Genomic DNA, 12,817 nt, shown 5'->3' with positions numbered 1-12,817 from the left:
GGTCCATGGCAAAGGCCCAGTTCGCCATTCTCTTCGGTGAACGCTTCGCACGCGCCACCGTCTGATCAACAACGTGAACAACGCCTCGCACACGAAATTCCTGACAGTCCCGGTATCGGCCGCCGATCTGTGCATGGAGGACCCCGAACATGACGACATCCGACCGCCAGACCCTGCGAGGCACGGCTCTGCTGAACGATCCGTTCCTGAACCGTGGGACCGCCTTCACGACCGCCGAGCGCCGGGCCCTGGGCCTGGAGGGCCTGCTGCCGCCGCAGATTGAAACGCTGGAGCGCCAGGCCGAGCGGGTGCTTCAGCATCTGGATGCCAAGCCGACCGATCTGGAGCGTTATATCTACCTCTCGGCGCTGGTCGATCGGAATGAGACCCTGTTCTACAAGGTGCTGATGTCCGACCCGGCGCGCTTCGTGCCGATTGTCTATGCGCCGACGCTGGGCGAGGTCTGCAAGTCGTTCAGCCATCTCTATCGCCGCCCTCGGGGCATGTATATCAGCCTGGACATGAAGGGGCGCATTGCCGAGGTGCTGCGCAACTGGCCGGTGCCGGATGTGCGCTTCCTGTGCGTGACCACGGGCGGGCGCATTCTGGGGCTGGGCGATATCGGGGCCAACGGCATGGGCATCCCGATCGGCAAGTTGCAGCTTTATACGGCCTGCGGCGCGGTGCCGCCGCACACCACGCTGCCGGTGCAGCTTGATATCGGCACCACCAATGCCGCCCTGCGGGCCGACCCGCTCTATCTGGGCCTGCGGCGGGAGCCGCCGCCGGAAGCGGAGCTGGATGCGTTCGTCGAGGAATTCGTGACGGCGGTGCAGGAGGTGTTTCCGGCCTGCTGCATCCATTTCGAGGATTGGAAGGGCACGGACGCGATCCGGTACCTGGAGCGTTATCGCGAAAAAGTGCTGTGCTACAATGACGACATCCAGGGCACGGCGTCGGTGACGCTGGCGGGTCTGGTGACGGCGCTGCGGATCAAGGGCGAGCAACTGGCGGACCAGACTTTCCTGTTCCTCGGTGCCGGGTCTTCGGCGCTGGGCACGTCTGACCTGCTGGTGACCGCGATGGAGGCCGAGGGGCTGACGACGGCGGAAGCGCGCTCGCGCATCGTCATGATGGACGTGAAGGGGCTGGTCGAGCCTTCGCGCACCGACCTGACCGAGGAGCAGCGCCGCTATGCTCATGCGGCAGCACCCACGCGCGACCTGCTGGAGACGATCCGTCGGGTGAAGCCGAGTGTGCTGATCGGGGTTTCGACGGCCGGGGGTGCGTTTACCCAGCCGGTCGTGGAATTGATGGCCGAGATCAATGCGCGGCCGATCATTTTCCCGCTGTCGATTCCGCGCCCGGAATGCACAGCCGAGCAGGCCTATGGCTGGTCGGACGGGCGGGCGCTGTATGCTGCCGGCATCCAGTTTCCGCAGGTGATGCGTGGGGACATGGTGTTCCGGCCAGGACAGGCCAATAATTTCTACATCTTCCCCGGTCTGGGGCTGGCGGTTTATGCCACGCGGCCGCGCCTGATCACGGACGCGTTGATCATCGAGGCCGCGCATGCGCTGGCCGATCAGGTGTCGCCTTCGGCGCAGGCGCGGGGGATGCTTTACCCGCCGCAATCGCAGATTCTGGAAGTCGAGGTGACGTCGGCCTGCCGGCTGGCGGAATATCTGTTCGAAAACGGGATGGCGACGGTGCCGCGCCCGGAGGATATCCGGGCGTGGATCGAAGGGATGTGTTACAGCCCGGAATATGGGGTCTGACCGATAAAATGACGGGAAGATATAAGAAGAAAAAAAGATTTTTTTGATAAAAATAGGTAGATTGATCTAATATTCCATATATTTTTATTTCTCATGGAATCGATTTTAGGGTAATCAATCCTCTTTATATTATTTATGTGGTGTGTTTCCGGGATCTATTTCGATTTGAAGCGCGGATATGACGAGAGGTTTTCCATTTTTGGGGAGGAGGAAACATTGTTTGAGATCTATGGTCGCAGTATGATATTAAGATGGTTTGATGTTGTGAATATTATCGTATAAATTCAGACGTCGATCATATTGCTTGGCAGGAACAATTTTTAATTTTTCGGAGCCACAATGACTACTCTTAAGGAAGCGTTGCAGCATCTTAATATCGGTAAATCTGTTGCCGAGTTTGACGACGCATTAGAGAGATATTTTGTAGAGACGAATGCTTTCCGAGAATTGGTGACAGATCAGAGAGATATTATTGCCGGCGATAAAGGGACTGGAAAAACAGCAATATACAAGATACTTCAAAAGAAGTATACGACTCTTCCAGGTCTTGAAAACGTAGAAGTTATACCGGCATTTAATCCATCTGGGAATCCGATTTTTCAGCCGCTTACGCAAAGAGATCCTCTTACAGAATACGAATATAATCTATTGTGGAAAAGTTACATATTATCTTTTTCTGGAAATTGGATACTGGGAATTTATGAAGGCAATTTTACGTCATCTATGAAAATCTTAGATAAGGTTCTTCGTGGGCTAAATTTGCGGACCGAAGTTGATGCTCCTCGGAATGCTTTCTCGCGGGCCCTGCAATCAATCGGTTCTTGGTTCAAATGGGATTCGGCAGAGCTGGAGTGCTCAGTTGACGCAAATGGCTATCCGGTAATTACACCTAAAGTCCAGTTTTCGAAGGAGAGTGTGCAACGTATTAAAAGTGATGATATTCCCGTAGAATCACTTTTAAATCTTCTAAACCGATGCATGGAAGAAGCCGATATAACGGCTTGGATTGCATTTGATCGTCTAGATGAGGCTTTCGCGGGCCATCCAGATACAGAAGTGCCTGCTCTACGAGCGTTACTGAGAACTTATCTGGATTTTTCAGAATTTAATAGGCTTAAAATAAAATTATTCGTTCGTAAGGATCTGTTTAGTCGAATTACTGCTGGGGGATTCGTTAATCTTACGCACGTTAATGCGAGAAAGCTTGATATCGTTTGGCGTGACCCAGATCTATTAAATCTTCTATCTAGACGTGTTCGAGAGAATGTTACATTTTGTAAAATGCTTGGGATCAAGGATTTAAGCGATCAAGGTATCTTTGACGTACTATTCCCTCAGCAAGTTGATGCCGGGACACGTAAACCTATTACGTGGGTATGGATGATGCGGCGCATACGCGACGGTAACGATGTAAAGCCGCCCCGTAATCTTATTGACTTAGTTCAACTTTCGCAGGATGCGCAACTCAAGAGAGAGGGCATTGAAGAGCGTCCTATTAACAGTCGACCGATTTTCGAGCCGGACGCACTACGTGATGGCCTCTCGGATTTAAGTGTACGACGTGTAGATGATACCCTTTTTGCTGAAGCTGGGTCTTCTGTACAAGCGATTGAAAAGTTTCGAGGCAGTAAGGCTGAACATAATCTTGCCTCTATTTGTGAACTTCTCGGGCTCACTCCTGATGAGGCGAGAGTGCAAATCAAGGCGCTAACCGCCAATGGCTTTTTAGAAACTATTAAAGACTCTTTTAAGGTTCCAAGCCTTTATCGCGAGGGGATGAAAATTACCCAAGGAAAGGCTTTCGAGGCGAATAGCGTTAACGATGAGCAAGACGATTAAAACGACTCAGCGATTGACCGCTACACTTATAATATGATTTCCTTCTTGGCTCATCGTGTAAAATTATTCTCTGACTAATATAAAAAGAAAACATAATATAATTCATGTAAGCCTCTGGCGGAACAATCCGCCAGAAGCCAACGAATAAAAGTCTTTTTGCTTCTTTTTCTTCAGAAAAAGAAGGTTCTTCCTTCAGTTCACTTTCGGCGGACGGCTGTTGGCGGCGGCGACTTTGGTGCCCCATTTGACCAGGGTTTCGGTGCAGTCGGTGCGGTCCAGGTCGCATTCGATCAGGGTGGGGCCACGGGTGTTGGCTTTGGCCTGTTCGATGGCGCCCGCCAGTTCGCCGGCGGTGGTGGCGTGGAGGCCCAGGCCGTGTCCGTCCTGGGCGTTGAAGGCGGCGATGAGGCCGGCGTAGTCCCAGTTCTTGATGTAGTTGTAGGGGCCGTCGTGGATCTTGATTTCGATGACGTAGCCGTGATTGTTCACGAGGAAGATGATGACCGGCAGTTCGTAGCGCACCATCTGCGCGACTTCCTGCGCGGTGAGCTGGAAGGAGCCGTCGCCGACCATCAGGACGTGGCGGCGGTCGGGGGCGGCGAGGGCGCCGCCGAGGGCGGCGGGGACCGACCAGCCGATGCTGCCCCACTGCATCTCGCTTTCGACCTTGGCGCCGCCGGGCAGGGTCATGCGGACGGCGTTGAACCAGCTATCGCCGGTTTCGGCCGTGAGCGTGGTGTTGCTGTCGACCAGGGCGTTGATCTGGCGGGCCATTTCGTCGTTGGTCAGGCGGGCGTCGCGGGCTGCCGTGGGGATGGTGGGCTGGGGCTGGCGTGGGGTTTCGGCGGAGCCGGCGCGGCGGGGGGCGCGGGCGGTGAGGGCCTCGACATATTGGCGGATGGAGAAGCCTTCGAAGACGCGGCCGTTGACGGTGATGCCGTGCAGGTCGGCCAGCAGCGTGTCTTCGGGACGTAGCGTGGCGCGCCAGCCGACGGTGGCGTAGTCGTTGAAGATCGGGCCGAGGCAGAGGATGCCGTCGGCGCCCTCGACGAGGTCCTGCGCGCCGGGGGAGCTGACTTCGCCCCAGTAGACGCCGCGATAGGCGGGGTGGTCTTCGGGGAAGAAGCCTTTGGCGGCGGCCATCACCGTGACCGCGCAGCCCATGCGGTCGGCGAGGGCGGGGAGGAGGTCGATGATGCCGGAGGCGCGCATGCGGCTGCCGACCAGAAGGACCACCTTGTCGCGGGCGTAGAGGAAGCGGCCGGTTTCCTCCAGCGCGGCATCCAGGCTGGCCTGGTCGGCGGCGGGTTCGGACAGCAGGCTGCTGACGGGGCCGGGGGCGGGGCAGGCGGCGTTGGCGAGGTTGCAGGGGATTTCGATATAGGCGGGCTTGCGTTCGCGCAGGGCGGTGCGGATGGCGTTGTCGATCTGGTGCGGGGCGTTCTCGGCGGAGAAGATCACCTCGGCGGCACAGGTGATGTGGCGCATCATCTCGGCCTGGTAGCCGTAATTGGTGTTGCCCAGCGTGTGGTGCAGCAGGTGGCCCGAGCCATGATCGTTGGTGTTGGGGGCGCCGGAAATCAGGATCACCGGCACGTTCTCGGCGTAGGCGCTGCCGATGGCGTTCATGGCGGAGAGGGCGCCGACGCTGAAGGTGACGACCATGGCGGCGGCACCGTTGGCGCGGCCGTAGCCCTCGGCGCTGTAGCCGCAATTCAGTTCGTTGCAGCTATAGATCTGCCTGGTGGAGCCTTCCGCCAGCAGTTCGTCGAGCAGGATGAGGTTGAAATCGCCGGCGACGGCGAAATGGTGCTTCAGGCCGATCTGGCCGAGGCGGGCGGAAAGATATTGGCCGACTGTGGTGGTCATGATGGTGACTCCCCCGGTGGTGTCCGGGGCGACCCGTTCGTCCCGGCTGCGTGGGGGGCAGACTGGAAGCCGAAAATTCTTCTGTCCAATATATGCGAACAACGTTATCCATATGTTTCAGATATGAACATCGAATTCCGCCATCTGCGCTACGTTGCCGCGATTGCCGAGCATGGCAGCTTCACGCATGCGGCACGGGCGCTGCACATGGAACAGCCGCCGCTGAGCCAGCAGATCCGTGCGCTGGAGCAGGCGTTGGGGCTGAAACTGTTCGTGCGCTCGCGGCAGGGGGCGGTGCCGACGGAGGCGGGGGCCGAACTGGTGAAGCGGGCGCGTATCCTGTTGCAGATGCGGCAGGAATTCGTGGATGTGGCGACCGGGCTGGGGCGTGGCGAGCGGGGCAGCCTGCGGGTGGGGCTGGCGGGTGCGGTGTCTCTGCTGCCGCTGATTCCGGCGGCGATCCGCCAGTTGCGACTGGCGCTGCCGCATGCGGTGATCACGATGGAGGAAAGCAATACCCCCGCGCTGTGTGCCGCGCTGACGGAGCGGACGATCGATGTGGCGATTATCCGCCCGCCGGCACCGGGCGGGGTGTTCACGATCGAGACATTGTTCGAGGAGCCGACGCTGCTGGCGGTGCCGGTCGGGCATCCGGCCGCCGGTCAGGCGACCGTGGCGTTGCAGGATGTGGCGCGCGATCCGCTGATCCTGTTTCCGCGTGCGCTGGGGCCGGGCTTTTTCGACGCCATCCTGGCGGCGTGCCAGAATGCGGGCTTTACCCCGCAACTGGGACAGGAGGCGCCGCAGATCACGGCCGCCGTGCCGCTGGTGGCGGCGGGGCTGGGGGTGTCGATCGTGCCGGCCAGCCTGGACCAGATTCATGCCGGTGGGGCGGTGTTCCGCCCGATTGCCGGGACCGCGCCGCGTGCGACGCTGGCGGTGGCGACGCGGCCCGAGCCGCCGACGCCGCTGCTGCGGCGCTTCGTGGAGACGGTGCGCGAGCAGGTGCGGGCGACGGTGCCGGTATGAAGGCGGCGTTGGTCAGAGAGAGGCGTTGGCCAGACGATCGTCATACAGGCGCTGTGCGTGCTGTATCTGCGCCATATGGCTTTCGGCCCAGTGGATCAGGCTGGCAGCGGCCTGTGTCAGAGTCTCGCCCAGCGGAGTCAGGCTGTAGGTGACGGCAACGGGGACGGTGGCATGGACCGTGCGCAGTACCAGCCCGTCGCGCTCGAGGTTTTTCAGAACCTGCGAGAGGACTTTCTGGGAGATGCCGCCGATGTCGCGCCGGATGACATTGAAGCGTGCCGTGTCGCGCCGCAGGCGGTCAAGGACCAGAAGCGCCCATTTGTCGCCGATGCGATCCAGGACCATGCGCGCGGGGCATTCGCGGGCATAGACGTTGAAGCCGGTGGGATCTGGTGTGTGGGGCGGTTTCCTCGGCGTAACCATGTTTCGAAAAAGTGCCTTCTTGCTGGCTGTTGCGCGGGTTTGTATCAGGAATCGAAACCTGGTTTCAATATGAAACCAGGTGAAGGCGACTCCAATCCGCGTCACCGCGAGGGAACGAGACATGAGCAAGACTGTCGTTATCTATCATTCCGGCTATGGCCACACGAAGACGGTTGCGGAGCATGTGGCGCGCGGCGCCGATGCACAGATCATCGCGATCGATGCGAACGGCGATATCACCGAGGCGGACTGGGCCACGTTGAACGCGGCGGATGCCATCATTCTGGGTGCGCCGACCTACATGGGCAACGTGAGCTGGCAGTTCAAGAAATTTGCCGATGCGACTTCGAAGATCTGGTTCACGCGCGGGTGGCAGGACAAGGTGTTCGGCGGCTTTACCAATTCGGCCAGCCCGAACGGCGACAAGCAGGTGGCGCTGATCACCCTGCAGACGCTGGCGTCGCAGCATGGCGGGATCTGGGTCAGCCTGGGCGTTCCGCCGTCCAACACCAAGGCCGCGACGTCGGACGATCCGAACAATCTGGGTGGGTCGGTCGGATTGCTGGCGCGCTCGCCCGCCGATGCCGGGGCGGATGAGGTGCATCAGGGCGATCTGGTCACCGCCGAGCGTTATGGCAAGCGGGTCGCGGAGATTGCGGCGCGGTTGAAGTAGGCTGTTTCGCGGGGCTCTGCCCCGCACCCCGCCAAAGGCGGTGTCTTTGGAAATGCTTGTTTGGGGTCAGGGGCCTCGGAGTTGGCTGATCTCGAACGGGGTGATCATCTCGGCGAGTGTGTAGCGGTCCAGCACGTCGGTCATGGCCCGTAATGCCTCGCCCAGAACGCCGCGCAGGCGGCAGGCTGGCATCAGCAGGCATTGGGCGCGTGGATCGGTGTCCGCGTTTTCGCCCATGCAGGCCAGAAGGGCCATGTCGTCTTCCATATAGCGCACGACGGCGCCGATATTGATGTCGGCGGCGGGGCGGCCGAGCCGGATGCCGCCATTGCGGCCGCGGATGGTGTCGATGAAGCCGCCCATGCCCAGCCGGTGGATCACCTTGACCATATGCGCCTCGGAAATGGCGTAGGCTTCCGCGATCTCGCGGATCGAGGACAGGCGTTCGGTCCGGCTGCCGAGATAGATCAATGCGCGAAGTGCATAGTCGGTTTGCAGCGTCAATTTCATGGTCGGAAGATGCGCGTTCTTGACAGGTTTTCCAATGTGCCCGAAAAGGTATATGTAAAATAAACCTTAAAGGATCGAGCCATGTCCGCTCCCCTTGACGAGACGACCCGTGCGATCATTCGTGCCACCGTTCCGGCGCTGAAGGCGCATGGCGTGGACATCACGACGGAAATGTACAAGCGCCTGCTGGCGCATCCGCAAATCCGCGACCTGTTCAACATGTCCCATCAGCGCGATGGCGAGCAGCCCAAGGCGCTGGCGCTGGCGGTGCTGGCCTATGCCGAACATATCGACAGGCTGGGCGCGCTGGGCGGGATGGTCGAGCGCATCGCGGAGAAGCATGTCGGCCTGAATATCCTGCCGGAGCATTATCCGTACGTGGCCGAAGCCCTGCTGGGGGCTATCGGGCATGTGCTGGGCGATGCCGCGACGCCGGACATCCTGGATGCGTGGGGCAAGGCGTACTGGTTCCTGGCCGACATCCTGATCGGCCGCGAGAAGCAGATCTATGACGCGCATGAAGCGGCGCCGGGTGGCTGGACGGGCTGGCGCGCGTTCCGTGTCCGCGCGCGGAAACAGGAAACACCCGCGATCGTTTCGTTCGAACTGGTGCCGGCGGATGGCGGCGTGATCGTGCGGCACAAGGCGGGGCAGTATCTCAGCTTCAAGCTGGACGTGCCCGGTCATGAGACGCAGCGCCGCAACTACAGCATCTCCTCGGCGCCCGGCGCGGACCACTACCGGATCAGTGTCCGGCGTGCGGACGGGGGCGTGGTGTCGCCGTGGCTGCAGGACCATGTGCAGGAAGGTGCGGAGCTTCTGGTCGCCAATCCGGCGGGCGATTTCGTGCTGGACGAGACGGCGAAGGGCGCGGTGGTGCTGCTGACGGCCGGCGTGGGGCTGACGCCTGCCGTCTCGATGCTGGCGGAACTGGCAGGGAATGCCGGGCGGCCGGTGCGCTATGTGCATGGTTCGGACACGCCGGAGACGGCGGCGTTCGTTCCCGAAGTGTGCGACCTGGCCGCGCGTGGCATGCTGGCGGCGGATTTCTTCTTCGCCCATGCGGATGTGTCCGCGCACGATGGCGGAGCGGGTGTGACGCGGCATGCCGGACGGATCAGCAGGGGCTGGCTGCGTGAGACGCTCGACCGGGGCGCAACCTATTATATCTGTGGCCCCGACTCGTTCATGCGGGACATGGTGGGCACCCTGCGGGAGGCGGAATTGCCGGCCGCGCAGATCCGCTACGAGTTCTTCGGTTCGGCGGCCGATCCCGAACTCGTCGTCTGATCGGCAGCCATGTGGATGTCCGGAGGCGGTGTCCTGCGGACATCCGATGAGAAGCGAAAGGAGCGGTCATGGTGGAGAAGAGCCATATGTCCGAAATCGGGCTCAAGCGCGTTTATGACGCGCCCGAGCCCGGTGACGGCGTGCGCGTGCTGGTGGATCGTCTGTGGCCGCGTGGCGTGCGCAGAGAGGACCTGAAGATGGATCTGTGGCTGAAGGACGTGGCGCCCAGCCCGGATCTGCGGCACTGGTTCGGGCATGATCCGGCGCGCTGGGCGGCGTTCCAGATCCGGTATCGTCAGGAGCTGGATGCCGGGAATCCGGAAATCGCGCAACTGGCCGCGCTGGCGGAGAAGGAAAAGGTCACGCTGCTGTATGCGGCGCATGATCTGGCGCACAACCATGCGCTGGTGTTGCGGGATTTTCTGCGCGGGGTCTGAAGCGCCGCCGGTCCGGTCCGCTAGGTGGCGGGTTGTATGCCGCGGCGGCGGTCGGCGGCGGCCTGTTCGGCCAGGGCCAGAAGCTGCTCGATGTCGCCCGGGACCACGTCGAGCGGGTCGGGCATGCGCTCCAGTGCCGTCTGGATGTCGGAATGGGTGAAATACGGCGCCGGAACCGCAGGGGCGGGTACCGGCACATGCGGATAGACATGGCCTGTCGCGCGGTGGAAGACGATCGCGGCCACCGTCAGGATGACGGAATTCAGCGCGACGGGGAAAAAGGGAAACAGCAGCGCGCCGCCCATGCCATGGGCTGCCGGATGGGCCAACACGGCCGTCAGCGCCGCGGCACCCCCCGGCGGGTGGAGGGCGCGCGCGGCGAACATCGCGGCGATGGCCAGCATGACCGCGAGTCCGCTGGCCAGCGGGAGGGGAATGCCCGGCAGGCATGAGACCCCGACGCCGATCGCTGCCGACAGCGTATTGCCCAGAATGATGGCCCGCGGCGTTGCCAGGGGGCTGGACGGTACGGCAAAGGCCAGCACCGCCGATGCCCCGATTGGCGCGACGATTGAAGATGCGGCCGCCGGCGCGATGGCGGCGCCCGCCAGGCAGGAGAGGGTGATTCCGATCAGACTGCCGCCTGCGGCGCGGAAGGAGGGCGTTTTCGTCATCTGTTCGTGCGATGGGCTCTCGTAAGCCCCGATCGTGGGGCCTTTTCAGGTCGTTTCGGAACCGATAATAAGGTATATTTTTTATGAACCTTATTGGGTGCGACCGCAAGCGCGGGTATGGCGCCCGCGCATCTGGTCGCGCTGTCAGGCTTGGCGGTTTTCGATCAGGCTGCGGCGGATGTGGCGGCCGCGTTCGATACGGTCGACGATGAAATCCTCGTCGCCCCAGCGGATGGCGCGGGCCATCGCCTGGGCGTCTTCCATGAAGCGGGCCAGCATTTCCAGCAGGGCCTCGCGGTTGTTGAGGAAGATGTCGCGCCACATCACCGGATCCGACGCCGCGATGCGGGTGAAGTCGCGGAAGCCCGAGGCCGCGAAATCCAGCACTTCGGAGCGGGTTTCGTCCGCCAGGTCGTCGGCGGTGCCGCAGATGGTGAAGGCGAGCAGATGCGGCAGGTGGCTGACGATGGCGCAGACGCGGTCGTGATGGGCCGGGTCCATGATGCGCGTGCGCGCGCCCAGGCGGTGCCATAGCGTCTCGATGAGCGTGGTGGCGGCCGGGTCGGTCTCTTCCAGCGGGGTCAGCAGGCACCAGCGGTCGTCGAACAGCGTGGCGAAGCCGGCGTCGGGGCCTGAATATTCGGTGCCTGCCATCGGGTGGGTCGGCACGAAGGGGATGTCGGGCCGCAGCGCCGGGGCGATGGCGGTGATGATCGACTGCTTGGTCGAGCCGACCTCGCTGAGGATTGCGCCGGGCTTCATGGCCGGCAGGATCTGCGCGCCGACCGATGCGATCGCGCCCACGGGTACGCACAGGATGACGCAGTCGGCGTCGGCGGCGGCGAGGAGGGGATCGGATTCCACCCGGTCGGCGATGCCCAGTTCCGCGATCCGCTGGCGGGCGGCGGGGTCGATGTCGCAGGCCACCAGTTCGGCGGCGATCGTGCCGTCCCGTTGGGCGCGGCGCAGGATCGAGGAGCCGATCAGGCCGGGTCCGATGACGGCCAGCGTGCCGAACAGGGGGGACGCGGGCAGGGAGGGCGTGGTCGGTCGGTCGGTCATGGGTCGGATCGGTTCAGCGCGAACGTTCGGAGGCGGGATAGCCGCTATCCTCGGGGGCGGTGTCCCGCCGGTTGCCGCGCAGGCGGCGCACCTCGGACGCCTGCCACAGCAGCAGGACGGGGATGCCGATCGCCAGGTCGCGGCCCCGGCGCAGCAGCGACAGGCCCAGCGAGACCGACGGGTCGATGCCGAAGGCCGAACCCAGGGCGATATAGGCGGCTTCCTGCACGCCCAGGCCGGCCGGGACCAGGAACGAGACGGACATGATGCCGCAGGCCACGCCCTCGATGGCGATGGCGCCGGTCAGGCTGAGATGCGCGCCCAGGAAATAATAGCCCACCCAGATGGCGGCGGCGCTGCCGATCCAGGCGACCAGATGGGCGATCGCGGCTTCGGCGATGCGGCCGGGATGCGACCAGACTTCGTCCAGCTTCTGTTGCAGTGTGTCGGCGCTGCTGAGCATCGCGCTGTGCCATTGCGAGGCGATGTTGCGGCTCAGCCCCCGCGCCATGCGCTTGAGGATGGTGCCGCCATGCTGCTGCGTCCAGATGAAGCCGCCGATGCCCAGTGCCAACAGCAGCGTGCCGATGATCACCGGCTTGGCGAACGGGCTGGATTGCTGGTGCGCCACCAGGAACACCACCGCGATCAGCACGAAGACGATCTGACCCAGAACTTCGGTCGTGAGGTCGACGATGTTGGCGCTGGCGGCCTCGGGCCAGTCGATCGACCGGCCGCCGGTACGGGGCGACGCCTTGGCACCGGTCGCGCGGATGCCGATCAGGATGCCGCCGAGCTGCGAGAAGGGCAGGCAGGTCGCCGCAGCGTCGCGGACCATGCGGGCCATTGTCAGGTGTCCCAGCCCGATCTCGCGGCAGGCTGCGTGCCAGGCAACACCCAGGATTGCATCCACTGCAAGCTGCGCGAGGATCGTGGCGCCGAATCCGACGAGGCCGATGGACAGGACGGCCTTCAGCACGGAGCCCGCACCGAGCCATGCGGTACATCCGGTAATCAGGGCCAGTCCCAGGAAGGCCAGCAGGATCGTGAGCTTTTTCAAGGATTGACCGCACTTCGTCTGCCGCGCCGTGGCCGGCCCGCGGGGACCGTGCCGACGCATGGGTTGGGCCTGACTTACACCAGAGGAGGGTCTGGCGCCACCATGTGGTGTCGGGATAAATGGTGCCCCGCCTTCCGCCGTCCTGGCGGCCCCCTGGGCCGTGTGGATGGAAC

General features: G+C 62.4%; 12 protein-coding genes. 6 read left to right on the top strand and 6 right to left on the bottom strand.

The window, feature by feature from the left end; all coding sequences use genetic code 11:
- Window positions 1-149: 149 nt before the first annotated feature.
- Window positions 150-1,778, top strand: a complete 1,629-nt coding sequence (locus HLH29_RS18180) for an NAD-dependent malic enzyme (RefSeq protein ID WP_182968793.1) — start codon at window positions 150-152, stop codon at window positions 1,776-1,778.
- 339 nt (window positions 1,779-2,117) lie between these two features.
- The gene (locus HLH29_RS18175; RefSeq protein WP_182968792.1) at window positions 2,118-3,617 is read left to right on the top strand and encodes a P-loop ATPase, Sll1717 family; all 1,500 of its coding nucleotides are present in this window, start codon (window positions 2,118-2,120) and stop codon (window positions 3,615-3,617) included.
- A gap of 192 nt (window positions 3,618-3,809) precedes the next feature.
- Here the strand turns inward: HLH29_RS18175 and HLH29_RS18170 are convergent, their stop codons facing one another.
- Complete coding sequence (locus HLH29_RS18170; protein WP_182968791.1) at window positions 3,810-5,486, bottom strand: alpha-keto acid decarboxylase family protein; 1,677 nt, start codon at window positions 5,484-5,486, stop codon at window positions 3,810-3,812.
- Window positions 5,487-5,609: 123 nt separating this feature from the next.
- Here HLH29_RS18170 and HLH29_RS18165 point away from each other — a divergent pair, with 123 nt between their 5' ends.
- Window positions 5,610-6,515 (top strand): LysR family transcriptional regulator, encoded by a 906-nt coding sequence (locus HLH29_RS18165; RefSeq protein WP_220791586.1) that lies wholly within the window; start codon window positions 5,610-5,612, stop codon window positions 6,513-6,515.
- A 12-nt stretch (window positions 6,516-6,527) separates the two neighbouring features.
- On the opposite strand, the gene HLH29_RS18160 is transcribed toward HLH29_RS18165, so the two are convergent.
- Complete coding sequence (locus HLH29_RS18160; RefSeq protein ID WP_182968790.1) at window positions 6,528-6,938, bottom strand: winged helix-turn-helix transcriptional regulator; 411 nt, start codon at window positions 6,936-6,938, stop codon at window positions 6,528-6,530.
- Window positions 6,939-7,059: 121 nt separating this feature from the next.
- Between HLH29_RS18160 and HLH29_RS18155 the strand changes: the two genes are divergently transcribed.
- On the top strand, window positions 7,060-7,611 hold the full coding sequence (locus tag HLH29_RS18155) for a flavodoxin family protein (RefSeq protein ID WP_182968789.1): 552 nt from the start codon (window positions 7,060-7,062) through the stop codon (window positions 7,609-7,611).
- Between the two features lie 66 nt (window positions 7,612-7,677).
- Here the strand turns inward: HLH29_RS18155 and HLH29_RS18150 are convergent, their stop codons facing one another.
- Complete coding sequence (locus tag HLH29_RS18150; RefSeq protein WP_182968788.1) at window positions 7,678-8,121, bottom strand: Rrf2 family transcriptional regulator; 444 nt, start codon at window positions 8,119-8,121, stop codon at window positions 7,678-7,680.
- Window positions 8,122-8,202: 81 nt separating this feature from the next.
- On the opposite strand from HLH29_RS18150, the gene hmpA reads away from it, so the two are divergent.
- Together hmpA and HLH29_RS18140 are read left to right on the top strand one after the other, a co-directional pair.
- Window positions 8,203-9,411 carry an NO-inducible flavohemoprotein gene (hmpA, locus tag HLH29_RS18145; protein ID WP_182968787.1) on the top strand — a complete coding sequence of 403 codons (1,209 nt, stop codon included), beginning with the start codon at window positions 8,203-8,205 and terminating at the stop codon, window positions 9,409-9,411.
- A gap of 68 nt (window positions 9,412-9,479) precedes the next feature.
- A complete protein-coding gene (locus HLH29_RS18140) occupies window positions 9,480-9,848 on the top strand; it encodes a DUF488 domain-containing protein (protein ID WP_246374417.1) in 369 nt (122 codons plus the stop codon).
- A gap of 20 nt (window positions 9,849-9,868) precedes the next feature.
- Here HLH29_RS18140 and HLH29_RS18135 read toward each other — a convergent pair whose 3' ends face one another.
- The 3 genes from HLH29_RS18135 to HLH29_RS18125 all read right to left on the bottom strand — a co-directional run bounded on the left by HLH29_RS18135 (window position 9,869) and on the right by HLH29_RS18125 (window position 12,644).
- Window positions 9,869-10,522, bottom strand: a complete 654-nt coding sequence (locus HLH29_RS18135; RefSeq protein WP_182968786.1) for an HPP family protein — start codon at window positions 10,520-10,522, stop codon at window positions 9,869-9,871.
- 144 nt (window positions 10,523-10,666) lie between these two features.
- Complete coding sequence (locus HLH29_RS18130) at window positions 10,667-11,584, bottom strand: prephenate dehydrogenase/arogenate dehydrogenase family protein (RefSeq protein WP_182968785.1); 918 nt, start codon at window positions 11,582-11,584, stop codon at window positions 10,667-10,669.
- A gap of 13 nt (window positions 11,585-11,597) precedes the next feature.
- A complete protein-coding gene (locus HLH29_RS18125) occupies window positions 11,598-12,644 on the bottom strand; it encodes a lysylphosphatidylglycerol synthase domain-containing protein (protein WP_182968784.1) in 1,047 nt (348 codons plus the stop codon).
- Window positions 12,645-12,817: the final 173 nt, after the last annotated feature.

This window comes from Gluconacetobacter tumulicola (genome assembly GCF_014174215.1).
GTDB classification, from domain to species: domain Bacteria; phylum Pseudomonadota; class Alphaproteobacteria; order Acetobacterales; family Acetobacteraceae; genus Gluconacetobacter; species Gluconacetobacter tumulicola.
The sequence above is the reverse complement of the archived record's forward strand: the minus strand, read 5'-3'. Positions and strand labels throughout refer to the sequence as shown.